Origin of the sequence: Actinosynnema sp. NPDC050801, from assembly GCF_040673975.1 — a bacterium.
Classification (GTDB): Bacteria; Actinomycetota; Actinomycetes; order Mycobacteriales; family Pseudonocardiaceae; genus Actinosynnema.
Window position 1 is genome coordinate 175,080 of sequence record NZ_JBFAQZ010000003.1, and the last position, 23,875, is coordinate 198,954.

Here is a 23,875-nt window from a genome sequence, read left to right on the forward strand (position 1 = left end):
ACACTTGGGGGTCTTTGCGTTGGGTTCGGATGTGGGTTTCGCCGTACGCGCGAACCGGCTGGGAATGCGGTACCGCGGCACTTGGGCGTTGCGCGACTGCTCGTTCGAGCTCGCGCCCGGCACGGTGACCGCGCTGGTCGGGGCGAACGGCGCGGGCAAGAGCACGCTGCTGGTGCTCGCCGCCGGGCTGCGACGGCCGACCGAGGGCACCGTCGAGGTGCGCGGTGACGTGGGGTTCGTCGCGCAGGAGAAGCCGCTGTACCGCGGGTTCACGGTGGCCGAGACGCTGCGCTTCGGCCGCGCCACCAACCTCACCTGGGACCAGGACTACGCCGAGCACCTGGTCGGCGCGGCCCGGTTGCCCTTGGACGCCAAGGTCGGCCGCCTGTCCGGCGGCCACCGCGCCCGGCTGGCGCTCGTGCTCGCCCTCGGCCGCCGCCCGGACGTGCTGCTGCTGGACGAGCCGCTGTCCGAAATGGACCCGGTGGCCCGGGAGGCGACCGCGGGGACGCTCATGGTCGCGGTGGCCGAGACCGGGGTGACCGTGGTGCTGTCCTCCCACGTGATCGCCGAGTTGGACGGCATGTGCGACCACCTGCTGCTGCTCGACCGGGGCGGTGTGCGGCTGGCTGGGGACGTGGACGAGCTGATCGACGCCCACCGGGTGGTGGTCGCGGCGCGTGGTGCCGACTTCGGCGACCACGAGGTGGTCACCGCGCGCGAAGGCGAGCGCCAGGTCACCGCGCTGCTCCGGCTGGCCGGTCCACCCGACCTGCCCGAGGCGAGCCCGCCCGCCTTGCACGAGCTGGTCGTCGCGTACCTGCGGACCGGGGAGGCGGCGTGATCTGGGTCGCCTGGCGGCAGCACCGCGCGGTGCTGCTCTCGTTGGCCGCGTACGCGGTGGTCTTCACCGGGCTGGTCGTCTTCATGCACGTCCGCCTGGCCTCGCAGCTCGACGCCGAGGAGGTGGCGGCCTGCTTCGGGCAGGCACCGGACCGCTTCTGCGAGGACGCCAAGGGGTACTGGGACCTGCGCGCCCGGTTGTTCAACCTGGACGAGCTGGCGCGGGCGGCGGTCTTCGGCTTCGCCGCGCTCGCGGGCGCCTTCGTCGGCGCGCCGATGTTCGCGCGGGAGTGGGAGCAGCGCACGCACCTGCTGGCACTGAGCCAGTCGATCAGCCCGCGGCGGTGGTTCACCACGCGGGTGGCGGTCGTCCTGGCGGCGACCGTGCTCGGCGCGGCCCTGCTCGGCGCGGCGCAGTGGTGGGCGACGATGTCGCTCGCCGCTCCCCTCGACGTGTGGAAGCGCCTGCAGCCCAGGTACTTCGAGGCGCAGCCGGTGGCGCTGATCGGGTACACGTTGTTCGCGGTGGCGTTGGGCATCGCGGCGGGGTTGTTGCTGCGGCGCACGCTGCCCGCGATGGCGGTGACGCTCGTCGGCGTGCTGGGTGCGGTGTACGCGGTGCGGATGTTCGCGCGGCCGAACTACACGACCCCGGTGGTGGCGACCATCCCGTTCGACGACCCCGCCCAGAGCGCTTCCATCGACCCCGGCCGGTGGAGCCTCGCACAGGGGTTCAGCGACCTGGACGGCCGGTTCGTCGAGGACGAAGAGGCCGCGTACGAGGCGCTGTCGCGGTGCGAGCAGCTACCGGGCGAACCCGGTGACGCGCGCTACGTGCAGTGCGCGGCCGATTCCGGGCTGACGGGCACGGCGAACCTGGTGCACCCGGGCAGCCGGTTCTGGGCGTTCCAGTTCATCGAGTTCGGGTTGTTCGCCCTGGCGGCCGCGGCGTTGATCGCGCTGTCGCTGTGGTGGCTGCGCAAGCGGTCCACCTGACGCACGACCGGCGAACGCGCCCCCGCCGGCCGAAGCCGACGGGGCGCGTTCGCCGACAGCACCCCCGCGACGGGAGGTGGGCCGCCGTCGGTCAGCCGTTCGGCGTGGTGATCACCTTGAACGTCGACCGCAGGCTCTTGAAGCTGGTGTTGAGCCCGTTCAGGGCCGTGTCGATCGGCACGTAGTTGTTCAGCTCGCCGGACTTGCAGGCGCCCAGGCGCGCCTGCTGGTTGCCTTCCAGGATGCCGAGCGCGGTGTGGTCGACCTGGCTGAACAGCGGACCGCCGCTGTCGCCGGGGCGGGCGCAGATGTCGGTGTTGATGCCGACGTCGGTGGACAGCACCCGGCCGCAGCGGGTGCCGACCTTGTAACCGGCACCGGCGCCGCTGTCGACCGCGCCGGGGTAGTCGGCCACGCTGGAGGCGGAGCCGGAGGCGCACACCACCCAGCCCGCCTTGACCTCGGTCAGCGGGTGGATGCCGGTGATGTACTCGTCCACCGAGACCGCCTGCTCGCCGCACGGGGTGTCGGCGTTGCTGTCCGTGCCGCCGTTGCGGCAGTGCTTCAGCACCCGGTTGCGCCCGGTGTGGGCCTCCAACCACATGTTCCGGGCCGCCGTGTCGACGTACGGCAGGGCGGCGAAGTCGTACGGGTACGAGTTCCGCTCGATGCCGTGCTGCTGGAGCACCGGGACGCCGTTGTGCTGCGTCGGCGTGTTCTTGGTCTTGCCGGCCATGCAGTGGCCCGCGGTCAGCACCCAGCCCTTGCCCGGGTGGCCACCGCCGGTGGAGCGCAGGTTGAAGCCGGCCGTGCAGCCACCCCAGCTGTTGTCGTTGCGCTGCATGTCCAGCCGCAGGCCGCCGCGCATGGGCCCGTAGCCGCCGCAGTTGAGCGGGTGGCAGTAACCCTGGTCGGGGTACGCCGCCGCCAACGGGTTCGGCTTGGGCAGCACCTTGGTCCGCACCGCCACGCCGGCCTCGTCGGCGACCGCCCGACGTGCGGCGTCACCTTCCCGGGCCACCGACGACGCGGCCACCGACGCCTTCTCCTGCGCGACCCACGCGCGCTCCCACAGGACCACCTCGTTGTCGCGCTCGTCGACCGCGGGCAGGTACACCGCGTCGGCACCGGCGCCCACCTTCGCGGCGATCCGGTCCTTGGCGGCGGTCAGGTCGGTCAGCGAGTGCCGGACGGCCTGCGTGCGCACGTGCGCCCGGTCGGGCACGTCCGCCAGGTGCCGGTCCGCGGCGGCCGGGTCGGTCATGGCCACCACCAGCTCGCCGGAGGTCTGGTCGAGCCACATGCCGCCGTACTCGGCCGGGTTCTCCCGGCGCAGCACGCCGTCCAGGCGCACCGCCTCGTCCTGCAGCTCCAGCCGGCGCAGCGCCTCCCCTTCGCTGACACCGTAGTTGTCGACCAGGTACCGCACGGACTCCGCGACCGCCGCCGGGTTCAGCGTCGTGCGGGCCGTCGGCGCGGCGGTGGCTCCTCCTGTCGCGCTCACCACGGTCGCCGCGGCGACCAGCGAGGCGAACAGGGCCCCCAAGCCCCTTGCTCTACCCACGGACATCTCCTTGCTCGGTGGATGGAAAACATGAGCATTCAACATGCTGTGAACGAGCCACGTCGACCGGCACCCCGCCCGGCGGGACAAAGACGGGTAGTCCTACCTACCCATCACATGTCCCGGACCGGCCATCCGGTTGTCATCACGCGTCGAGGAAGGGGATCAGCTGCTCCTCCTCGAAGGTCAGGTGGTCCTCCAGCTCGCCGATCAACCGGTCCACGTCCGCGCGCAGGGTGGCCGCGTCACCCCGTTCCAGGGTCCGCTGGAGCTGCTCCAGCAGGGCGGCGATGCGCTCGTGCTCCTCGCCCAGGCGGTCCAGCGTGGGCGCGAGCTCCGGGAACCGGTCCCGCAACATCGGGAACGTGCCGCGGTCCTCGACCGTGTGGTGGAACCGCAGGCCCTGGCACGCGGTCAGGCAGTTGACCTTGAGCTGCGCGCCCAGGGTCGGCTTGGACCCGGCGACCTCGCGGCGGATGGTCGCGAGTTCCCGGCGGAACGCGTCGTGCACCAGCTTGAGCGCCGCGCCCCAGCTCGACGCGTTCGGCGGGCCGCCCGCGACCTGCGTCAGCGCGACCACGGGGATCCGCCTGGTGGTCTTGGCCTGGTACTCGGCCCACCCCGGGTCCGACTCGACCGCCCGCGCCCACAGCTCGTCCCGCTCCGCGCCCTCCAGGACGGTGGCCTTGGCGTCGTAGGTGAAGACGCCGTCCTCCACCTGGACCACGGGGTCGGCCACGAGGTTGTGGAACCAGTCGGGGTGGCGCGGCGAGCCGCCCGCCGACGCGATGATCACGATCCGGTCGCCGTCGGGCAGGTAGCCCACGGGGTTGGTGTGCCGGGCGCCGGACCGGGCGCCGGTGGTCGTCAGCAGGATGAGCCTGCCTCCTTCGAAGGGTCCGCCGACGCGGCCGGCGTTGGCGCGGAACTCGTCGATCACCTGCTGGTTGAAATCCATCTGTGGTTGGTCTCCCTGATTCTGGGCATGCTGATTCTGGGCATGACCGAGTCACCACGGGTGAATTCAGCCGTGGTTTTCGGTGGAGGTCTTGTGGAGGCGCGCTCGCAGGGCGGTCCCGCGCGGGGACCGCGATGGGCGCGCGTGAATGCGCGGCTGCGCTGGTGTGCTGAACGGGTCCGGGTGCATCGCGCCTACCTGCGCGGAAACCCGGGAAACCCTGGTGTGCGGCGGGCCCCTGGCCCACCCGGCGATCAAAGCTCGGCCGGGTGACTCTCTCGCTCGTGGCCCAAGGCCGACCCGGCAGTCACGGGTCCGAGCTTATCCCGGGAATGCGCGGCCAGGCAACTTCGAGTTGTCGTGCGAGGATCGACGGCGTGCCCCGACTTCTTTTCCTGCTGTTGTTCGCCGTGTCCGCGTGCACCGCCGCGCCGCCGGTTCCGCCATCACCGCCACCGTCGGCCACGCACTGCGTGGACTACGCGGTGACGGGCGAGGAAGCCGCCTCGGGGCTGCGCGTGCTGACGCTGGAGGTGACCAACTGCGGCGCGGAGGCGTTGGAGCTCGACGGCTACCCGTCCGTCACCGTCCTGGGCGCCGACCGGGAGCCGCTGCCCGTCGCGGTCGGGCCCGGGTCGTTCGGCATCTCCGCGGTGGAGGCGTTCGACGCCGAGCCGCGACCCGTCACGGTGGCGCCCGGCGAATCGGCGGTGACGGGGTTGCTGTGGCGCAACACCTACACCGACACGTCCGCGCCGCCGGTCGTCGGCGAGCACCTGGAACTCGCCGTCGCGAGCGGCCGGCCGGCGCAGGTGTTCACCCCGGTCGGTGAGCGCGGCGACCCGATCACCCTCGACCTCGGCAGCACCGGCAAGCTCGGTGTGCGGCCGTGGACCGCCGCGCCCTAGACCGCGTCCTCAGGCGCGCATCACCGTGGAGATCGGGATGCGCGCCGCCCGCAGCGCGGGGACGAGGCCGCCCAGGACGCCCGCCACCAGGCCCGCGATCACCCCGGCCACACCCGCCTGCCACGGGAACGCCACGCCCTCCAGCGACGGGAACCGCGAGCCGAACAGCGTCATCGCCAGCTTCAGCCCCACCACGCCCGCGCCGATCGCCAACGTCGCCGTGAGCAGACCGGTCAACAACGTCTCCGCCAGCACGATGCCCGCCAGCAGCAGTCGCGGGGTGCCCACGGCGCGGCGCAACGCGAACTCCTCGATGCGCTCGCCCACGGTCGCCAGGCCGACGTTGAGGATGCCCGCCACGCCGATCAGCAGCACCAGCGCCGCCATGCCCAGGAAGATCCAGCGCAGCAGCGCCAGTTCGGTGGACATCCGCTTCAGCGTCTCCACCGTGGTGACGTGGATGCGGTCCGCCGGCGTGCCCGCCGCGACCAGCCTGGCCCGCAGGACGTGCTCGACCTCGACCGCGTCCGGTGTCATCAGCACCTGCATGCCCGGGCCCGAGTCGGTGTCGCCCATGCTGGTCGCCGGCAGCCAGTTCATCAGCTCGTCGGAGCGGACGTAGGCGGTGGGCTGCCCGGCGCCGTCGTCCACCACGCCGATGATCCGCGGCGTCGGGTTGGCGGTGGCGCCGTCGACCCGCATCTCCGCCGGCACGTGGTAGCGGGTGAACGCCTTCGCCGCCTCCTCGTTGAGCACGAGCCTCGGTGCCAGCGACGGCTCGCCGCCGAAGTCCAGCCACTGGCCCTGCGACGGGCGGAACGGCCGGAACTGGCGGATGTCGCCGGTCAACCCGACGAGTTGCAGCTCCACCGCCTGCCCCGAGGGCGCGCCCGCGTCGCCGTCGTCCACGGGGTAGCAACCGGACTCGTCGCACGTCATCCGGGGACCGCCGTAGCCGCCCTGCTGGTCGATCGGGCCGCCGCCCTCGTTGATCGGTTTCACGCCGGGTTCGCCGATGATCGCCCGCGCGCTGGTCATGGCCACCGCGTCGGTGCGGCCCTCCAGCACCTCCAGGGCCACCGGGACGGTCTGCCCCTCCGGCGACAGGTACATCTGCCGCGTGCCGTCCTTGCCCTGGTACAGCTCGACGTCGGCGAGCATGGCCCGGTTCGCGATCTCCGCGCCCGCCTGCACGACGACCACCGCGAGCACGCCGAGGAACAGGCTGACCATGGACAGGAACGTGCGCAGCTTGCGAGCCCTGATGCCCTGGCCGCCGATGATCAGCGACGCCCGGAACCGGCCGGAGAGCCTGATCACGCGACCACCCGCTGACCGGCCGGGCGCAGCAGGCCGTCGGACAGGTGCAGCACCCGGCCCATCTTCGCCGCGTGGTCGTGGTCGTGGGTGACCAGCACCAGGCCGCAGCCCACGTCGGTGGTCTGGCGCAGCACCTCCACGACGAGGTTGCCGGTGTCGGTGTCCAGTGCGCCGGTCGGCTCGTCGGCCAGCAGGATCCGCGGCTCGCGCACCAGGGCGCGGGCGATCGCCACGCGTTGCTGCTCACCGCCGGACAGGCGCGGCGGCTTGTGCTTGGCCAGGTGGCCGATGCCCACGCGCTCCAACGCGGCCAGCACCTTCGCCTTGCGCTTGCGCCTGGGCAGCCAGCCCTGGCCGTTGACCAGCGCCATGGCCACGTTCTGCGCCGCGGTCAGGTGCTTGAGCAGGAAGAAGCGCTGGAACACGAACCCGAACTCGGCGCTGCGCAACGCGGCGGCCTTGCGCTCGGGGATCTTGGTGATGTCCCGGTCGCCCAACAGGTACTGGCCGCCGTCGGGCCGGTCGAACAGGCCGATGAGGCTGAGCAGCGTGCTCTTGCCCGAGCCGGAGCGGCCGAGGATGGCGACGCTGTCGCCGGGGTGCACGGTCAGGTCGACGCCCGCGAGGATGGTGCGCGGCTCGTCCTGGCCCTTGAGGGTCTTGGTCACGCCGGTGAGGTGGATCAACGGCGGTGCCGCCACCGGTGGCGGCACCGGCAGGGGTGACGTGGTCACTTGCGCCCCGCCCCCGGCTCGCCCTCGCCCGCGGGCTCACCCGGTGGCAGGTTCGGGCCGGGCACGGCCAGGGTCTCCTCGCCCGTCAGGCCCGACTTGATCTCCACCACCTTGCCGTCGGTGAGGCCGAGCTCCACGTCCGCGGTCTGCTTGACCCCGTCGGACCCGATCACGTCGACCTTGCCCTTGCCCTGGCCGCCCGCGACCGCCTCGACCGGCACGACCAGCGCGTTCTGCGCGGACGCGGTGACCAGTTCGAGGGTGGCGGCGGCGCCGTTGATCAGCTTCACGTCGGCGGGCGCGGTGCACACCAGGCGCAGACCGGTCGGCTCGGACGAGTTCTCCGGCTCCTGCGGCTGCTGCGGTGGCGGCGCGGGCGTGTTGGCGCCGGTCGCCCCGCCGGGATTCGATTCCGGCTGCTGCTGCGGCGGCGGCGGCGGCACGGTGCCCGGCGGCAGGGCCGCGATCGTGCCGAGCAGGGCGCACGGGAACGGGCCGGGCCCGTTCTTGATCTGCGCCTGCACGGTGCCCTGCGCGGCGTCGGAGATCTGGTAGGCCTGCTCGCCGTTGATCTCGGCGACGATGCCGTAGCCCGCGTACTTCGCCGACGCGATCGGCATGCCCGCGGTGACCGTGGCGCGGTCGTCGACCAGGCGTCCGCCGAACGTGGAGCCCGCGGGCACGTCGACGTTGTTGGGCTTGCCCTCCGCCCAGACCGTCGCGATCCGGGTCGGCCTGGTCGGCGTGCTGGTCGGCTCGGCCACGGTCAGGTAGCGCACCTGGCCCGCGACCGGCGACACGATCCCGAACAACGGGTTCATGGTGACCTTGCCGGTCAGGCTGACCTTGTTGGACAGGTCCTGCCTGGTCGGTTTGGTCGTGGTCTGCACGGTGCCGCGCGGCGCGAGCTCGGGGTTGAGCGGCTCGGCCCCGGTCGACGTGCACGAGGCCGCGGCGAGCACCGCCGCGGCCAGCCCGCACACGCGGACGAAGGTATTTGTGGACACCGGTCCCCCCAAAGCGAATCCCCTATCCGGTCTCGCCGATTTATCCCTATGACGCCGGCGGGGTGACCGGGGTTGCGCGGCAACGCGAAACCGCTCCCACCCCGGGTCGGGGCGAGAGCGGTTTCCGGTGCTCAGAGCTGGTCAAAGCCGGTCAAGTCGGTGGAATTGGCGGAGTCGACCGGACATCGGCGAAGGGGTGCTAGGCGACCGCGTGCAGGTTGCCGTCGGCCCCGGCGAGGCACCGGGCCGAGCCCGCGCCCCCGTTGACGAATTCGGTGATGCACCGGCCGAACTGCGCGTGGCCGGCGGCGTTCGGGTGGAACGACTGCTGGGCCAGGTGCAGGCCGATGGCGTCCAGGCCGCCGGTCACCAACGCGTACGGGTCGACGGTCAGCCGGCGCTGCCACTCCCCCGTGGAGCTCTCGCCCTTGCTGCACGCCTCGCGGTTCTCCGTGGCGCGGGAGAGGTCGAGGAACTTCACGCCCGCGCGCGTCGCCACGCCGCGCAACGCCTCCGACAGCTGCGGCACGGCCACCGTGCGACCGTAGGCCGCGTCGGCCAGGCGGAGCGGGCAGCCCTGCGGGCCGTGCAGGTAGCGGTCCATCTTCTCGGTCACCGGCGAGGCGTACGAGGTGAGGACCAGGTTGTAGGAGGAGGTGGCGTACCCGGCCTGGGTCATCGCGGTGCGGACGTCGCGCAGGGCGTTCTCCACCTTCGGCGCCATCCCGGCCAGCCTGCCGGGCCACTCGCGCTCCAACTTGGACCGGCAGCTGGAGCCGAACGGGTTCACCCACGCGGCGACGCAGTCGACCATGGTGTCGGCGAACCGGACGTCGTCGTTCGCGCCGACCTGCACGACGACCGTGGTCACGCGGTACTGGCGGGCGATGTCGATCAGCCTCCGGGCCTGGGAGCCCTCGGTGTAGTGCACGGTGTCGGCCAGCGACACGTTCGCCGAGTCCGCCCCCGAGCAGGCCAGGTTGAACGTGCGCTCGGCCAGCTGGGTGCGGTGGATCATGGCCTGGGTGGACCGGTGGCACCAGTTGCCGTTCTCGCCCTCGGTGCCGGGCTCGTAGGACCCGGCGCCCTCGCCGGACATCGCGCTGTCGCCCAGCGACACCACGGCGGTCTGCCGATCGTCCACGGCGCCCGCCGTGGTCGGGATCGCGAAGAACGCCGCGCCCGCCAGCAACAGGGCGCCGACAGCGGCACTGACTCGTTTCCTCGACACCGCGGACCTCCACAGGGTGATCGTCATCGACCGGAGCGGGACGTCAACCGACCGTAGGGGTGCGTTCACACGGCGACAACAAGCCGATCGGCTGTTTCCCGTGCTCCTTCGGTGCCCCGCAGGACGGCCCGGGGCCGGACCGCCCTTCGGCGGTCGGACCGCCGACGTGGGCCTGCGAGGCTGGTTGACTCCGCCGACAGGGGCACGTCATGCGAGCACTCGCCGCCATCGCACCCGTCACCGCCCTGGCCGCCGCGACACTGGTCGTGCCGTCGACCGGGCTCGCGCACGCCGCCGCGTTCACCGCGCGGATCGACTTCTCCGACCAGGCCACCGCGCCGGCCGCCGGCTACGCGCGGGACTTCGGCGAGCCCTACGGCGCACGGCCGACCGGTCAGACCCACGGCTGGGTGTCGTTGGGCACCACCACCCCGTTGTCGCTGGTGGGCAACGGTCGCAACCGCGGCGGCTCCGGCGACCCCCGCCTGGCGACCCTGGTGCACGCCCAGCTCCCGGCCACCTCGCCCGGCGTGCCGGCACCGGGCAGCTGGGAGATCGCCGTGCCGAGCGGGTCCTACACCGTCACGGTCGCCGTCGGCGACGCGGGCACCGCCACCGACAGCACGCACTGGCTCAACGTCGAGGACCAGAACGCGGTCGCCGCGTTCAAGCCCACCGCGACCACCAAGCACGCCACCGCGACCCGCGTGGTCACCGTGACCGACGGCCGGTTGACGCTGTCCCCGCGCTCCGGCGCGAACACGAAGCTGAACCACGTCGACGTGGACGGCCTGCCGGACGGCTCGCCGTCGGTGCGCGCCGCGACGCCCGCGAACCTGGCGACCGCGGTCGACCCGACCACGTCGGTGGTGGCCGACCTGCGGCTGCCCGCGGGCGCCGTGGACGCGGCCACGCTGTCGTCGACCTCGGTCCGGCTGACCCGCGTGTCGGACGGCACGGCGGTGCCCGCCAACGTGATCACCAGCGGTGGCGGCGACGTGGTGAACCTGTCGCCGCTGGCCCCGCTGGCGCCGGCCACGCTGTACCGGTTCTCGGTCACCTCGGGCGTGCGTGACGTGGCGGGTGGGGCGTTCCGGCCGTTCTCGTCGGTGTTCACCACCGGCGCGGGCTCCGGTGGCGGGTCCGTCGCGTTCCGGCAGGTGTTCGGCGTGGCCACCGGCGCGCCGTTCACCAGCGTGGCGTTCGGGCCGGACGGGCGGCTGTACGCGGCCACGTTCACCGGGCAGGTCCACCGCTTCCCGGTCGACGCCGACGGCACGCTCGGCGCGGCGACCGTCATCGAGACGGTGCGCGCGCACGCCACCGCGGCCGGGCTGCCCGGCGCGCCGAACCGGACGGTGATCGGCCTGGCGTTCGACCCGGCGTCCACCGCCGCGGCACCGGTGCTGTGGGTGACGGACAACTACGGCGGCACGTCCAACGCGCCCGACTGGTCCGGCAAGGTCGCCCGGCTCAGCGGCCCGGACCTGGGCGTCTACACCGAGGTCGTCACCGACCTGCCGCGCTCGATCAAGGACCACGAGTCGAACTCGCTCGCGTTCGGCCCGGACGGCGGCCTGTACCTGGCGCAGGGGTCGATGAACGCGATGGGCGCGCCCGACACGACGTGGGGCAACCGGGCGGAACGCCTGCTCAGCGCCGCCGTGCTGAAGGTCCACCCGGCGCGGCTGCCCGCGACCCTGCCGGTGAACGTGCGCACCGAGGCCGGTGGGACGTACAACCCGTACGCGGCCGACGCGCCGGTGACCATCCACGCCACCGGCGTGCGCAACGCCTACGACCTGGTGTGGCACCGCAACGGGCACCTGTACGTGCCGACGAACGGCTCGGCGGCGGGCGGCAACACCCCGGCCACGCCGTCACCGCTGCCCGCCGCCTGCGCGTCGCGCCGCGACGGTCCGTACACCGGTCCGGCCGTGCCGGCGGTGACGGGCAACCCGAACGCCGAGACCGACTACGTGTTCGACGTGAAGCCGGGCAGGTACTACGGGCACCCGGCGCCGGTGCGCTGCGAGTGGGTGTTGGCGGGCGGCAACCCGACGTCCGGCGCCGACCCGTTCCAGACCTCCGCGTACCCGGTGGGCACGGCGCCGGACCGCAACCTCGACCTGGCGGGCACCTACGACGCGGGCCTGCACGCGTCGCCGAACGGGGTCGTCGAGTACCGGGGCGCCGCGTTCGGCGGTCGGCTCGACGGGCGGCTGCTGGTGGTGCGCTACTCGTCCGGGCAGGACGTCCAGTCCTTCGACGTGGGCCCGACCGGCGCGCTGTCGAACAGGACGACCGGAGCCACCGGCATGACCGGCTTCAACCAGCCGCTCGACATCACCCAGAGCCCGACCACGGGCTACCTGTACGTGACGGAGCTGGGCGCGAACCGGATCACCCTGCTGCGCCCGGCGACCTGAACCACGCCGGGTCCACGCCCGGAGGGCGACCGGCTTCGGCGAGAGGATCCCGGGCCCGCGCCCGATCCTGCGGTGCGCGGGAACGGTGGGTCGAACGGGAGAGCGGTGTGGTGGAGCGGAGGGGAGGCCGCCCCACCACACCCGGTCGTGCGGGCTACTCCTCCGAACCGAAGTCCTCGCCCGCGTCGAACACCTCGTCCACGACCTCACCCACCACCATGCCGCCCACGACCCCCGCCGCGACACCGCCGACCACCGCACCCATGCCGGGCCCGCGGTGGTGACCGCGGTGGTCCGGGTGGCCCTGGCCGTGGTGTCCCGGCATGCCGTGCGCACGGCCGCCGCGGCCCGCGACCTGCGCCAGCCACTCGCCGATGGCGCCCGCCCAGTCGGTGTTCACCGCGTCGGCGTGCGAGGCCTGGAACCGGCCGAACGCGTCCGCGCCGGACGAGAACAGGCCGCCCCGCTTGTCCGCCTCCAGCACCACGACCAGCTCGTGCGGACTGGCCACGAAGGTCAGCTCCACCTCGTTCACCCGGCCCGCGAACTGCGCCGGCGGGTAGAACTCGATCTCCTGGTAGAAGCCCAGCTCCTGGCGCACGCTGTGGATCCGGCCCGCCTCGACGTCGGCGGAGCGGAACTGGAAGCCCAGCTGCCCGAACGCGTCGAGCACCCGGTCCTGCGACGGCAGCGGGCCGACCAGGACCGGGTCCAGGTCGCCCTTGTCGGGCGCACCCGAGATCACCAGTTCGGTCCGCACGCCGACGGTCACGCCGGGCAGGCGCTGACCGCCGACGGCCGTGATCGGGGTCTCCCACGGCAACGCCAGTTGGAACGGCACGGTCACCGGTTGACCGGCCGCGACCCGCACGTCCTGCGCCACCTCCAGGCGCAGGAACTCGGCGGTGCCACCGAACTCGTGGTCGCCTTGCTCGACCTCGACCCTGGTCACCAGGGACAGCACGATCCGGTCGATGCGGGCCTCGTTGCTGCCGCCCTGGATGCGCACCTGGCCGGTGATCACCTGGCCGGGCTGGGCGTGCGGCGAGTCGAGCACGGTGTCGACGGACGGTCCGCCGACGCCGAATGCGCTGAGCATCCGCTTGAACATGGGCTGGAGTTCCTCCGTGAGGTGATCAGTTCGGTTGGTCGGTCTCGTCCTCGAAGTCGCCGATCAGCTCTTCGAGGAGGTCTTCCAGGGCGGCGATGCCGACCACGCGGCCCTCCGCGTCGGCCACCAGCGCCAGCTGCGCCCGTTCGGCGCGCATCCTGGTCACCGCGCCCGCCACCGGCAACTCGGCGGGCAACGTCAGCGGCACGGTCATCAGGTCGCGGGCCGCGGTGTCGGCGCCGGCCGCCGTGGCGCGCACGGCCTCGCGGATGTGCACCAGGCCGACGAACCGCCCGTCGGCGTCGATCACCGGGAACCGCGACCGCCCGCACTCACGGCTGCGGTCCTCGATCGCCCGCGCGCCGATGTCCTCGGCGACGGTGACGGTCTCCCCGATGGGCACCATCACCTGGGTCACGGTCGTCTGCTGGAGCTGCAACATCCGGGTCAGCAGCCGGCGCTGGCCCTCCGGGATCAGGCCGTGCTCGGCCGACTGCCGCACCAGCATCCGCATGTCGTCCGGGTGGTGCTCGCGGCTCAGCTCGTCCTTCGGCTGCACCTTCACCAGGAGCAGCAACGCGTTCGTGACCGCGTTCAGCGCGCTCAGCAGCAGCCGGACGGTGTGCGCGAACGTCCGGAACGGCATCGCCAGCAGCAGCGCCGACCGCTCGGGGTGGCTGATCGCCCACGACTTCGGCGCCATCTCGCCGATCACCATGTGCAGGAACACCACCAGCACCAGGCTGATCGTGAACGAGATCGCGTACGACAGCCCGGACGGCAGGCCGACGGCGAGCAGCAGCGGGTCGACCAGGTCGGCCACCGCGGGCTTGGCCAGCGCGCCCAACCCCAGCGTGCACAGCGTGATGCCCAGCTGCGCGCCCGCGAGCATCAACGACAACTCGCGCACGCCCGCCAACGCGGCCCGTGCCGCCCGGCTGGTCCGCGCGGCTTCCTCCAGCCGGTGCCGCTTCGCCGCCATCAGGGCGAACTCGGCGGCCACGAAGAAAGCGTTGGCCGCCAACAACAACAGGGAGACGAACAACGACCACGTGGTGCTCATCGCCGCGCCCCCGTGCCGAGCGGCACGCGGCTGAGCAGGACCCTGCTGGGCACGTGCCGGGCCACGGCCGTCACCCGCACGAGCACCCCGCCGGACTCGACCTCGTCGCCCACGTCGGGCGTGCGGCCGAGCCGGTGCAGCACCAGGCCGGACACGGTGTCGTAGTTGTCGTGCGCGGGCAGCTCGACGCCGGTGGCGTCGGCGATCTCGTCGATCCGCAGCCGGCCGGGCACCTCCCACCCGTCGGCGCGCCGCTCCACCGTGTCGCGCAGCACGTCGTCCTCGTCGTGGATCTCACCGACCAGTTCCTCGGCCAGGTCCTCCAGGGACACCACGCCCGCGAAGCCGCCGAACTCGTCCACCACGCAGGCCAGCTGGCGGCGTTCGAGGCGCAGCCGTTCCAGCACGGCGGGCAGCGGCAACGTCGACGGCACCACCAGCGCGGGTGACGCGACGTCACCCACCGGTGTGGTGGCCCGGTCCTCGGGCGCGACGGTCAGCACCTCGGCCAACCCGACCACGCCGCGCAGGTCGTCCAGGCCGTCGCCGACGACGGGGAAGCGGGAGTGGCCGGTGTCCAGCAGCCCGACCACCCGCGCGACCGGCTCGTCGGCGCGCACGGTGTGCACCGAGACCCGCGGTGTCATGGCCTGGTCCGCGACCAGGCCGCGGAAGTCCAGGCCCCGGTCGAGCAGGCGGGACAGCTCGGCGTCGAGGTGGCCGCGCTGCTGCGCCTCGCCGATGATCTGCCTCAGGTCGTCCGGGGTGGCGCCCTGGGGCAGCTCCTCCACGGGTTCGATGCCGACCGCGCGCAGCAGCCGGTTCGCCGAGGCGTCGAACAGCCGGATCAGCGGACCGGTGACCTTGAGGTAGGCCAGGGTGGACGTGCTCAGCGCCTTGGCCAGCGCCTCGGGTCTCGCGATGGCGAGGTTCTTCGGGAACAGCTCGCCGAGCACCATCTGGACCGCGGTCGCGAAGGTGAGCGCGAGCGCCATGGACAGCGTCACGGTCAGCGTCGGCGACAGGCCCGCGTGCCCGAGGACGGCGGCCAGGCCCTCGCCCAGGAGCGGTTCGGCGACGTAACCGGCGAGCAGCGCGGTCACCGTGATGCCGAACTGGGCGCCGGAGAGCATGAAGGAGAGGCGTCGCGTGACGCGGTAGGCGCGTTCTGCGGCCTTGTCGCCACTCTCGGCCTGGTGCCGCAACCTGCCCCGGTCGACCGCCATGTAGGCGAACTCCTGGGCCACGAAGTAGCCGGTGGCGATGGTCAGCAGCACGATCGCCAGCGTGCCGGAGATGATCAACATGGTGCGGTGTCGTTCAGCCGGGCCCGACCCGGCCGGCTACTACCGTCTTCGTCGTCTGACATACTTCACACTAGCACGTGGCACTGTACGGTTGCGGGGAGGCGCGGGTGGCGGAGGTCCTGCTCAAGATCGGCGAGTTGGCCGCGCGGGCCGGCGTCAGCATCCGCACCGTCGACTACTACACGAGCCTCGGGTTGATCTCGCCCGCGCAGCGCACGGCGGGCAACTACCGGCTCTACGCGCCCGGTGACGTGGAGCGCATCCACCTCGTGCAGCGGCTGGAGGTCCAGGGCGTGCCGCTGGACGAGATCGCGACCGCGTTCAACACCCGGCAGGCCGACGTCGGTCCCGTGCTGGTCCGGATCGACGAGGACCTGCGGGCGTTGCAGGCGGCGGCCGAGAACGCGTCACCCGAGGCGCACGGCGTGCTGTCGGCCATCGCCAACCGCGTGCACTCGCTGATCGCCCTGGCGTTGGACCTCCCTCCCCTGCCGTGAACCCGCCGCGCGACCGGAGAGGCCGCGCGACGGGCGTCCGAACCTCGGCGATCAGCCCAGCCAGGGGCTGAAGTGCTCGGCCACCGCGGTGGCCAGGCCGCCCACGCTGAGCCGGCCGTCGACCTCGATCACGCGCAGGCCGTGCTCCCGCGCCCGCTCGACCACGTCCTCCGCCAGCAGGCGGTCTCTTTCGACCCGGTTCGCCTGCGCGCGTTCCGGGTCGCTCACGGCGGCGGACACCTTGCCCGCCCTGGGCAGTTCACGGATCTGGCGCTGCCGGAACACCTCGGTCGGCACGAGGAACACCGCCTGCCGCGGGTCGGCGAGCAGCGGCGCGACCAGTTCCGGTCGCAGCCCCCACCCCTCGGCGACGAGCGGACGGCCGCTGGACAACGCGCGCAGGTCGTCCAGCACCATCCCGAACCGCTCGGCGTGGCCGCGCTTGCTGTGCTCGGCCATCTCCTGCGGTGACGGTCGCACCCAGGTCGTATCGGGGTCGTGGTCTTGGAGGGTCAGCCACGCGTGCCGGTGCGGGTAGCGCCCGGCGTGCGCCAGCGCGCGGTCGTAGTGGCCCCGGGCGTCGTGGAAGTCGTAGTGGTACGCGGTCAGTCCGAACCGGCGCGACAAGAGCCAGGCGACGGTCGACTTGCCCGTCCACTGCGCTCCGCCGATCCACAGGACAGTGCTCAATTCCCCAGAAGGTCCCCACCTCATGGTGGCAAGGGTGACGGGTGCGCGAGCGCGGAACAAGTCTTGTTTTTGCTGGTCAGAGGCGGTTAAGTAGTTGGTGTCGGTTGATATGGTCCCCACCTCGGACCGACAGTGGTGGTAGCTCAGGCAGTCGCCGTGGCGGGTTCGGTGTGCACCGTGACCGCGGCCAGGCGGGGCACCGCGTGCTTGAGGTGCCGTTCCACCTCGTGCGCGATGCGGTGGCCCTGCTCGACGCTCAGGCGCGCGTCCACCGCGATCGCCAACTCCGCCCGCAGCACGTGCCCGGTCCACCGCATGCGCACCCGGTCGGCCCGCACCACGCCGTCGACCTGCGCGGCGGCGCGTTCGGCCAGGTCGACCGACGCCGGGTCGACCGCGTCGAGCAACCGGCCGAAGACCTCGCCCGCCGCGTCGCGCAGGACGAACAGGATGGCGGCGGTCATGCCCAGGCCGACGAGCGGGTCGGCGGCGGGGAACCCCAGGGCCACCCCGATCCCGCCCAGCACCACGGCCAGCGACGTGAAGCCGTCGGTGCGGGCGTGCAGGCCGTCGGCGACGAGCGCGGCCGAGCCGATCGCCCGGCCGACCCGCATCCGGTAGCGGGCGACCAGCTCGTTGCCCAGGAACCCGACCACGCCGGCCAGCGCCACCACCCAGAGGTGCCGCACCGGTTGCGGGTCGAGCAGCCCGCGCACCGACTCGTACCCGGCGTACGCCGCCGACGCGGCGATCACCAGCACGATCACCACGCCGGCCAGGTCCTCCGCACGTCCGAGGCCGTAGGTGAAGCGGCGGGACGCGGCCCGGCGGCCCAGCACGAAGGCGATGGCCAGCGGGATCGAGGTGAGGGCGTCGGCGGCGTTGTGGACGGTGTCGCCCAGCAGCGCCACCGAGCCGGTGACCAGCACCAACACCGCCTGCACGGCCGCCGTGGCGAACAGCGCCACGAACGAGACGACCAGGGCGCGCATCCCCCGCTCGCTGCCCTCCAGCGCGGTGTCGACGCGGTCCACCGAACGGTGCCCGTGTCCATGCCCGTGTCCGTGTCCGTGGCCGTGCCCATGCCCGTGTCCTTTGCCCGTCACGTTGGCAGCATACCTGCGCATTCACGCAGATACGCAAGCAAGTAGGCTGGCGTCATGCACACCGCGCTGTCGGACTTCGACATGCCCAACGACGAGCAGGTACACCTGGCCGCCGAGTCGTTCCGCCTGCTCGCCGACCCGACCCGGATCAAGGTGCTCTGGGCGTTGCTGCAGGGCGAGTCGTCGGTGGCCTGCCTCGCCGACCTGGCGGGCGCCGCGCCGACCGCGGTCAGCCAGCACCTGGCCAAGCTGCGCCTCGCCGGTCTGGTGAAGGGCCGCCGCGAGGGCACGTTCGTCTACTACTCCGCGGCCAACGACCACGTGAAATCCCTTCTGGCACAAGCACTCTTCCACGCCGACCACGTCGACCGCGGCATCCCGCCCGCCGACGACGCCGAGCAGGAGGTCGCTCACCACCAGCGTTGACCGCCGCGCCGGTTTCACCCTTACGTCGCAACGAATCGGGCATATCAGTGCAGCTCAACGGGTATCCGAAGCTCCCCCACCCCGGTTCAACGAGGAGCAGGACCATGGGCATCCACACCTCTTCACGACAGTCCGGCAGGAGGTCGTGATGGCGCAGTCGTGTGACCTGATCGACATCCGCAGCGGCGACCTCTTCCACCAACCCGTCCCCTACGGCCTGGTGTACCCGACGTGCACCGCCGACGGCGAGGCCCCGCCCAGCCAGCGCGGCCGGACCTGGGAACACCTGACCGCGTCGGGCCGCGTCCTGCAACCGGCGCCCCGGTGACGCCCGGCGGGTTTCCGCCGACGGGGCCGTAGGCAATCGCCTGCGGCCCCGACTTCGTTGTGCGGCTTGGGAAAACCCGCCTTGACGGGACGCCGGTCGGGAAAGCGCGCGACCGCGACGATCATCGCGGCTAACGTGTCCACCGGGCGAAGGGGGCGCGGTGGAGTCGTTCGATCCGAACGAGGCGGACGCGGCGGACCTGGCGGGGTACTACCGGGTGGTGCGGGACAGCCACCTCGTCGACGAGGACTCGCCGCACGAGCCGGTGCCGTCGTACGACGACGTGGTGGAACGGCTGCGCAGCCCGTTCCCCGGCGTCGGTCCGGCGGGGCACTGGGTGGTGCGCGACGCGAGCGGGATCGTGGCGTTCGGGTACGCGCGGTTCCCCGAGGACGAGAACAGCCACATCGCGGTGGCCACGGTGGTCGTGCACCCGGAGTCACGCCGGCGGGGCATCGCCACCCGGTTGCTCCGCGAGATGGTGCCGGAACTGCGTGCGCGCGGGCGCACGGTGATCGAGGACTGGGGACTGGTGGCGGGACGGCCGGGCACGCGGTGGGCGCACCGACTGGGGTTCAGGACCGTGCGGGCGGTGGCGGCCATGGGGATGGCCCTCGAAGACCGGACGCGGTGGCCCGTCGACCTGCCCGACGGTTACCGGGTGGAGCGGTGGGTCGACGCGGCGCCCGAGGAGATCGTCGCGTCCTACGCCGCCGCGCGGAGCGCGATCCACGACGCGCCGATGGGCACCACCGAGTACGTCCTTCCGGAGTGGACGGTGCGGCGGGTCCGGGAGAACGAGGCGGAGCTGCGCGGCGAGAACGTCGAGCAGCGCGTGGTGGTGGCCGTGCACGAGGCCACCGGCGAGGTCGCCGGGCTGACCGAGGTGGTGCTGCTGCCGCACGGGCCGCGCACGGGCTACCAAGGCGACACGGCCGTGCTCGCCGCGCACCGGGGCCGCGGGCTCGGCCTGGGCATCAAGGGCGTGATGGCCCACTGGCTGGTCGAGGACCACCCGGACCTGGAACGCATGCGCACCTTCACCAACGCCGACAACGAGCACATGATCCGGGTCAACCGAGAGCTGGGCATGGCCGTCGAACGCACCGTGCTCGTGGTCGCGCACGACATCGACGCGCTGACGGCCCGCCTCGCTGGGTGACGACCTGCCTCACCGGCCGACGACCCGCGTCACCGGCCGACAGCCCGCGTCTCCGGCTGACGTCGCGCATGTCGAGCGGTCCGGCACGTCGAGCGCGGTGAACCCTCCGCCGCCGTGGTCGCCGGGTGACCCCGTAGCCGAAAGCCGCGTAGGTGTCGGTGGTGATCGGTAGGCTTCGCGGTGCGGACCACAGCTGGAGGAGGTCGAGTGACGGCGAGCGACGGGCGTCTGGTCGGCGATCTGGCCAAGGCCATCGACGAGTCGGATTTCGCCTGGTCGTTGGTGCTCGTCGGCGAGGACCAGCGGGACAAGCTGGCCGCCCTCACCAGCGACCTGCTCGGCAAGCCGTCGACCGCGGGTGACGGCAAGCAGATCACCTCCGGTTACGCCTACTGGGGCATCGGACCGACGATCGCCTGGGCGCACGCCTGCGCCGACCCGTTCTACCTGGTGATGAAGCAGAGCCTGGACTCGTTCACCCGGCGCTGGGCACGGGTGCGCGGCCGGATCGGCGAGGGGTTCCACCACGTCAGCTTCGGCGTCGGCACCGGGCACAAGGACCGGCTCATCCTGGAGCACCTGCTGGAGCGCAACCCGGCCCTGCTCTACCTGCCGGTCGACATGAGCTCGGAGATGCTGCGGCTGGGCACCCAGGAGGCCACCCACCGCGTCGGCCTGCGCGGGCACCGGGTGGTGCCGGTGCAGCTGGACTTCTCCATCACCGACAACCTGGACGAGCTGCGCGAGCTGATCAACCGGCTGGTCGGCGACGAGCCGGTGCTGTACTCGCTGCTGGGCAACACCATGGCGAACTTCGACCACGACGCCGAGCTGCTCGCGAACCTCACCGCGCTGGTCCGGCCCCAGGACCTGTTCCTGCTTGAGGTCGCCACCACGGAGGCGTTGAGCGACGACCTGGCGCAGGACGCGGTCCAGGAGTACGCCCGCAGCCGGGCCTACCGCGAGTTCGTGACCAGCGCGTTGCTGCACAACACCGACCTGACCATCAACGTGGACGCGGTGCAGTTCCGGGGCGCGGTCGAGGGCGACCGGGCGTTGAAGGTGAAGGTCGTCTACCAGAACCAGACCGGCGGCGACATCATGATGATGCTCCCCGACCGCACCCGGGTGCCGTTCCCGGACCGGGACACCATCCGCCTCTACCTGACCCGCAAGTACGCGCGGAAGGCCTTGGACGGGGTCGTGCGCGAAGCCGGGATGCGCAAGGTCGTCGGCACGCACTCCGACTTCGCTGTGCCGCGCTCGTCGCAGGGCTTCGGGATGGACCTGCTGCTGCTCGCGCCCGGTGCGCAGCCCCCCGCGCCGGAGCAGGTCGACACCCTGGCCCGCGACATCTGGGAGAACTGACCGAAGATGACCCGCGTCGTGATCACGGCGCTGACGTTCGGCGCGCTCGCGGTGGCGATGGCGCTGGGCGTGAGCTGGTTCGTCGTGTCGCCGCCCGGCGACCGGTGGGAGCCCGCGGTGAACTCGTTCGCGCTGCTCGCGGGCATCACCGGCATCTTCGCCGAGCGGTGGGCGTCGCAGCGCGAGCAGCGCAACCAGGCCATCGAGTCCATCCGGCTGGAGGTGGCGCGCAACCGGGAGACGCTGGACGGCGAGGCGTTCAGCCCGGACGGTCCGCGGGGCAGGCGGGTGTACCCGAGGCTGGTGCAGTCGGCGGTGGACTCGGCGTTGTCGTCGGGCGCGCTCAGCCCGCACCGCGACGCCGACCTGATCGACCTGCTGCACCGGTGGCGCACGACCGTGGCGTCGGTGAACCGGCGGCTGGAGCTGACCGAGATGCTGGTGTTCACCAGCCCGTCGGACCAGAAGGCCGAGGAGTTCCACGCGGCGCTGCACAGCGCGAGCAGCTTCTTCCAAGGTGTGCGGGCGCTGCTGGACGAGGCCCAGGCCTACCTCGGTGGACCCGTCGGGCGTTGACTCGCGAGCGTCGACCGGCGTCGGCTGGCGTGAGCCCGCGTCGGTCGGCGCTAGTCGCGTTGCTCGGTGTTGGTCAGCGTTGGTCGCGTGGGCCGGTGTGTTCAGCGTTGGTCGCGTGGGTCGGCGTGGGTCGGGATCAGCTCGCGGCCAGCAGTTCCCGGTCGTCGTCGACCAGCTCCAGCCCGTCCACCCACCGCGCCACGGCGGCCGGTTCCGGGCGGATCGGGCCGCGCAGCCGCGCCAGCACGAACGGCGGCTCGGCGCTGTCGCTCTCCACCGCGACGGACCAGCCCCGGTCCTCGTCCCAGAGCAGCGCCACGTCCCGGTCGGCGAACCCGGGCAGGTGGCCGTCGAGCGCGAGGTAGGCGCCGAGGCGTGCGCCGTCGGACTGGACGCAGGAGGACTCGCCGCTGAGCCCGAGCGCGCGGGTCACCCTCGACACGTAGGCCAGCAGTTCGCGCACCGCGCTCTCGTCATCGAATTCCCAGTCCACTTCGCACCACCGTCCCCACCCCGGAGCCCACCGACCGCGCCGAGTCGTCGACGCGATCCGGGGTAACCCGTTCGTGGAGTTCCGAAACACGGACGTCCGGTTTGCCAGGTCAGGACGCGGTCGGGCCGGGCTGTCCGTGCAGGTAGACGCCCACCCAGTCGACCGCGTCACGGGTCGGTGCGGCCGGCGGCGCGGGCACGAAGTTCGCCGCGTCGTCGATGCTGCCGCTGCCGTCGTACCGCGCGGTGAGGGGGTACGGGAACACGGGCCGGGTGCGGACCACACCGCCCTTCGCGTCACGGCGGGTGGCGATGACCCGCTCCGGCGCGGTGCCCTGCTCGACCCACGCCAGCAACTCGCGGATCGGGTCGAAGCCGGCCAGCTCGTCGCCGCCACCGCAGTGGCGCACGCCGGGCACCATGAACACCCGGGCCCAGCCGCGGATGTCGTGGTCGTCGCGCCGGGCCAGCCGTTCGTAGTAGTCGAGCAGGCCGCGCGGCGGGACGCCCTGGTCGCTCCAGCCGTGCCAGAGGATCAGCTTGCCGCCCGCGCGGCGGAACTCGTCCAGGTCGAGGCTCATCGCGTTGCCGCGCACGCCTTCGACGTTGAGCCGGGCGAACTCCTCGGCGGTGAACTCGACGTCGGCCAACGACGAGGGCGGCGTGCCCACCGGGTAGCCCATGCGCCTGAGGTAGTCGTCCGCGAGCAGCGCGGCCAAGGGGGTGTCGCCGTCGTCCGACGGCGTGATCCAGTCCTCCCAGGCCAGTTCGGAGCCGCGTTCCTGCCCGGCCGGGTAGAGCCTGTTGCCGCGGGCGTCCGCGGGGCCCGCGTACAGCTTGCGCACCACGTCGACCTGCGCCGCGGTGAGGCAGTCACCGCCGTCCGGTGCGCACTCCAGCGGCGCGGGGTCGTAGTCGCAGCGGCGCGGGTCGTCGATCAGGCCGTCCACCAGGCCGTCGATGCGGTCGCAATGCCGCATGACGGCGTCGTGCAGCACGGGCAGCCGGTCGGCGGTGAGCACCGGGCGGCCGTCCGCGCCGGTGTTGGTGCGGGCCAACCAGGCCTGGTAGAGCACCAGCGGGCTCTGGTAGTTGGCGGGCGCGCCCGCGATGACGCCGTCGAAGTCGTGCGGGTAGCGCTGGGCCAGCAACAGCCCTTCCCGGCCGCCGTTCGAGCAGCCGGCGAAGTACGAGAACGAGGGCGGGTCGCCGTAGTAGTCCTCGATGACGCGCTTCGCCGCCAACGACACCACGTGCGGCGCGCGGAACGCGAAGTCGTCGCGAGCGGCCTGGTTGTCGGCGGCCCACCGGCCGTCGCCCGACCGCACCCGGCCGCGGCCGACGTGCCCGTCGTCGGTGGCGGCCACCGCGACGCCGCCGACCTCCGCGCCGCAGTCGGGGAATGTGGGCGGCAGGAGTTCACCGCAGAACCCGCCGCAGCCGTACTGGAGGTAGCGGCCGGTGTAGGTCGTGGTCGGCAGCTTCAGCTGGAACCGGATCTCCGGCTCGACGTACCCGAGCACGGCGCAGTGCGCGGTCTCGGCGCCGTGCTCGGGTACCGGTTCCGCCTGCGTCACGTGCGCACGGGCGCCGGGCACCTCGAAGTCGCCCACCAGGTCCGAGCACTCGGTCACGGGCCGGATCGTCCCGTCGTCCTCCCCCGGCGCCGCGGCGAGCGCGGCCAGCAGGGACGCCACCAACCCGATCACCACAACCCACCGGATCACTCGCACCTCCTCCGCTGCCCATTCTGCCGATC

23 protein-coding genes are annotated in these 23,875 nt (G+C 72.5%); 10 read left to right on the forward strand and 13 right to left on the reverse strand.

What is annotated here, in order from left to right; translation table 11 throughout:
* Positions 1–31 precede the first annotated feature (31 nt).
* Positions 32–844 carry an ABC transporter ATP-binding protein gene (locus AB0K14_RS08835; protein WP_360451079.1) on the forward strand — a complete coding sequence of 271 codons (813 nt, stop codon included), beginning with the start codon at positions 32–34 and terminating at the stop codon, positions 842–844.
* Positions 841–1,839: a hypothetical protein gene (locus tag AB0K14_RS08840; protein WP_360451082.1), complete on the forward strand. Its 999-nt coding sequence runs from the start codon at positions 841–843 to the stop codon at positions 1,837–1,839. The genes AB0K14_RS08835 and AB0K14_RS08840 overlap by 4 nt, the downstream gene beginning before the upstream one ends.
* 91 nt (positions 1,840–1,930) lie before the next feature.
* Here the strand turns inward: AB0K14_RS08840 and AB0K14_RS08845 are convergent, their stop codons facing one another.
* Together AB0K14_RS08845 and AB0K14_RS08850 are read right to left on the reverse strand one after the other, a co-directional pair.
* Positions 1,931–3,403, reverse strand: a complete 1,473-nt coding sequence (locus AB0K14_RS08845) for a hypothetical protein (protein WP_360451084.1) — start codon at positions 3,401–3,403, stop codon at positions 1,931–1,933.
* Positions 3,404–3,548: 145 nt separating this feature from the next.
* Positions 3,549–4,361, reverse strand: coding sequence for a nitroreductase/quinone reductase family protein (locus AB0K14_RS08850; RefSeq protein WP_360451086.1), 813 nt, complete (start codon positions 4,359–4,361; stop codon positions 3,549–3,551).
* A gap of 377 nt (positions 4,362–4,738) precedes the next feature.
* On the opposite strand from AB0K14_RS08850, the gene AB0K14_RS08855 reads away from it, so the two are divergent.
* Positions 4,739–5,269 (forward strand): DUF4232 domain-containing protein, encoded by a 531-nt coding sequence (locus AB0K14_RS08855; RefSeq protein WP_360451089.1) that lies wholly within the window; start codon positions 4,739–4,741, stop codon positions 5,267–5,269.
* Positions 5,270–5,278: 9 nt separating this feature from the next.
* Here the strand turns inward: AB0K14_RS08855 and AB0K14_RS08860 are convergent, their stop codons facing one another.
* The 4 genes from AB0K14_RS08860 to AB0K14_RS08875 all read right to left on the reverse strand — a co-directional run bounded on the left by AB0K14_RS08860 (position 5,279) and on the right by AB0K14_RS08875 (position 9,561).
* Entirely contained in the window at positions 5,279–6,589 is a 1,311-nt protein-coding gene (locus tag AB0K14_RS08860) for an ABC transporter permease (protein ID WP_360451092.1), read from the reverse strand.
* Positions 6,586–7,323, reverse strand: a complete 738-nt coding sequence (locus tag AB0K14_RS08865) for an ABC transporter ATP-binding protein (protein WP_360451094.1) — start codon at positions 7,321–7,323, stop codon at positions 6,586–6,588. Before AB0K14_RS08865 ends, AB0K14_RS08860 begins: the two co-directional genes overlap by 4 nt.
* Complete coding sequence (locus tag AB0K14_RS08870) at positions 7,320–8,330, reverse strand: efflux RND transporter periplasmic adaptor subunit (RefSeq protein WP_360451097.1); 1,011 nt, start codon at positions 8,328–8,330, stop codon at positions 7,320–7,322. The genes AB0K14_RS08865 and AB0K14_RS08870 overlap by 4 nt, the downstream gene beginning before the upstream one ends.
* A 199-nt stretch (positions 8,331–8,529) precedes the next feature.
* Positions 8,530–9,561: a GDSL-type esterase/lipase family protein gene (locus tag AB0K14_RS08875; RefSeq protein WP_360451099.1), complete on the reverse strand. Its 1,032-nt coding sequence runs from the start codon at positions 9,559–9,561 to the stop codon at positions 8,530–8,532.
* A 209-nt stretch (positions 9,562–9,770) separates the two neighbouring features.
* Here AB0K14_RS08875 and AB0K14_RS08880 point away from each other — a divergent pair, with 209 nt between their 5' ends.
* Positions 9,771–11,990 (forward strand): Ig-like domain-containing protein, encoded by a 2,220-nt coding sequence (locus AB0K14_RS08880; RefSeq protein WP_360451101.1) that lies wholly within the window; start codon positions 9,771–9,773, stop codon positions 11,988–11,990.
* A 154-nt stretch (positions 11,991–12,144) separates the two neighbouring features.
* Here AB0K14_RS08880 and AB0K14_RS08885 read toward each other — a convergent pair whose 3' ends face one another.
* The 3 genes from AB0K14_RS08885 to AB0K14_RS08895 are packed head-to-tail and all read right to left on the reverse strand — an operon-like array spanning position 12,145 to position 15,471.
* Complete coding sequence (locus AB0K14_RS08885; protein ID WP_360451104.1) at positions 12,145–13,101, reverse strand: sporulation protein; 957 nt, start codon at positions 13,099–13,101, stop codon at positions 12,145–12,147.
* 25 nt (positions 13,102–13,126) lie between these two features.
* Positions 13,127–14,164, reverse strand: a complete 1,038-nt coding sequence (locus tag AB0K14_RS08890; RefSeq protein WP_360451107.1) for a hemolysin family protein — start codon at positions 14,162–14,164, stop codon at positions 13,127–13,129.
* Positions 14,161–15,471 (reverse strand): hemolysin family protein, encoded by a 1,311-nt coding sequence (locus tag AB0K14_RS08895; RefSeq protein WP_360451110.1) that lies wholly within the window; start codon positions 15,469–15,471, stop codon positions 14,161–14,163. The genes AB0K14_RS08890 and AB0K14_RS08895 overlap by 4 nt, the downstream gene beginning before the upstream one ends.
* A gap of 77 nt (positions 15,472–15,548) precedes the next feature.
* Here AB0K14_RS08895 and AB0K14_RS08900 point away from each other — a divergent pair, with 77 nt between their 5' ends.
* Positions 15,549–15,968, forward strand: coding sequence for a MerR family transcriptional regulator (locus AB0K14_RS08900; RefSeq protein ID WP_364337754.1), 420 nt, complete (start codon positions 15,549–15,551; stop codon positions 15,966–15,968).
* Positions 15,969–16,019: 51 nt separating this feature from the next.
* Here the strand turns inward: AB0K14_RS08900 and AB0K14_RS08905 are convergent, their stop codons facing one another.
* Both AB0K14_RS08905 and AB0K14_RS08910 read right to left on the reverse strand, forming a co-directional pair.
* Positions 16,020–16,658, reverse strand: a complete 639-nt coding sequence (locus tag AB0K14_RS08905) for a hypothetical protein (protein ID WP_360451116.1) — start codon at positions 16,656–16,658, stop codon at positions 16,020–16,022.
* A gap of 143 nt (positions 16,659–16,801) precedes the next feature.
* Complete coding sequence (locus AB0K14_RS08910) at positions 16,802–17,785, reverse strand: cation diffusion facilitator family transporter (protein WP_360451119.1); 984 nt, start codon at positions 17,783–17,785, stop codon at positions 16,802–16,804.
* A 33-nt stretch (positions 17,786–17,818) separates the two neighbouring features.
* Between AB0K14_RS08910 and AB0K14_RS08915 the strand changes: the two genes are divergently transcribed.
* The 5 genes from AB0K14_RS08915 to AB0K14_RS08935 all read left to right on the forward strand — a co-directional run bounded on the left by AB0K14_RS08915 (position 17,819) and on the right by AB0K14_RS08935 (position 21,624).
* The gene (locus AB0K14_RS08915; RefSeq protein WP_360451121.1) at positions 17,819–18,190 is read left to right on the forward strand and encodes a metalloregulator ArsR/SmtB family transcription factor; all 372 of its coding nucleotides are present in this window, start codon (positions 17,819–17,821) and stop codon (positions 18,188–18,190) included.
* A gap of 148 nt (positions 18,191–18,338) precedes the next feature.
* Positions 18,339–18,518, forward strand: coding sequence for a hypothetical protein (locus tag AB0K14_RS08920; protein WP_360451123.1), 180 nt, complete (start codon positions 18,339–18,341; stop codon positions 18,516–18,518).
* Positions 18,519–18,678: 160 nt separating this feature from the next.
* Positions 18,679–19,680: a GNAT family N-acetyltransferase gene (locus AB0K14_RS08925; RefSeq protein ID WP_360451125.1), complete on the forward strand. Its 1,002-nt coding sequence runs from the start codon at positions 18,679–18,681 to the stop codon at positions 19,678–19,680.
* 207 nt (positions 19,681–19,887) lie between these two features.
* Positions 19,888–21,048 (forward strand): L-histidine N(alpha)-methyltransferase, encoded by a 1,161-nt coding sequence (locus tag AB0K14_RS08930; protein WP_360451128.1) that lies wholly within the window; start codon positions 19,888–19,890, stop codon positions 21,046–21,048.
* Positions 21,049–21,054: 6 nt separating this feature from the next.
* Positions 21,055–21,624 carry a hypothetical protein gene (locus AB0K14_RS08935; protein ID WP_360451131.1) on the forward strand — a complete coding sequence of 190 codons (570 nt, stop codon included), beginning with the start codon at positions 21,055–21,057 and terminating at the stop codon, positions 21,622–21,624.
* 136 nt (positions 21,625–21,760) lie between these two features.
* Here the strand turns inward: AB0K14_RS08935 and AB0K14_RS08940 are convergent, their stop codons facing one another.
* Positions 21,761–22,117: a DUF6292 family protein gene (locus AB0K14_RS08940; protein WP_360451134.1), complete on the reverse strand. Its 357-nt coding sequence runs from the start codon at positions 22,115–22,117 to the stop codon at positions 21,761–21,763.
* Positions 22,118–22,226: 109 nt separating this feature from the next.
* Positions 22,227–23,843: a tannase/feruloyl esterase family alpha/beta hydrolase gene (locus AB0K14_RS08945; RefSeq protein ID WP_360451137.1), complete on the reverse strand. Its 1,617-nt coding sequence runs from the start codon at positions 23,841–23,843 to the stop codon at positions 22,227–22,229.
* Positions 23,844–23,875 lie beyond the last annotated feature (32 nt).

Excerpts from the sequence above, each read along its gene's own strand:
- AB0K14_RS08850 (WP_360451086.1), bottom strand. The coding sequence starts at position 4,361 with ATGGATTTCAACCAGCAGGTGATCGACGAGTTCCGCGCCAACGCCGGC.
- AB0K14_RS08880 (WP_360451101.1), top strand. The coding sequence starts at position 9,771 with ATGCGAGCACTCGCCGCCATCGCACCCGTCACCGCCCTGGCCGCCGCG.
- AB0K14_RS08885 (WP_360451104.1), bottom strand. The coding sequence starts at position 13,101 with ATGTTCAAGCGGATGCTCAGCGCATTCGGCGTCGGCGGACCGTCCGTC.
- AB0K14_RS08890 (WP_360451107.1), bottom strand. The coding sequence starts at position 14,164 with ATGAGCACCACGTGGTCGTTGTTCGTCTCCCTGTTGTTGTTGGCGGCC.
- AB0K14_RS08895 (WP_360451110.1), bottom strand. The coding sequence starts at position 15,471 with ATGTTGATCATCTCCGGCACGCTGGCGATCGTGCTGCTGACCATCGCC.
- AB0K14_RS08910 (WP_360451119.1), bottom strand. The coding sequence starts at position 17,785 with ATGCGCAGGTATGCTGCCAACGTGACGGGCAAAGGACACGGGCATGGG.
- AB0K14_RS08915 (WP_360451121.1), top strand. The coding sequence starts at position 17,819 with ATGCACACCGCGCTGTCGGACTTCGACATGCCCAACGACGAGCAGGTA.
- AB0K14_RS08920 (WP_360451123.1), top strand. The coding sequence starts at position 18,339 with ATGGCGCAGTCGTGTGACCTGATCGACATCCGCAGCGGCGACCTCTTC.
- AB0K14_RS08935 (WP_360451131.1), top strand. The coding sequence starts at position 21,055 with ATGACCCGCGTCGTGATCACGGCGCTGACGTTCGGCGCGCTCGCGGTG.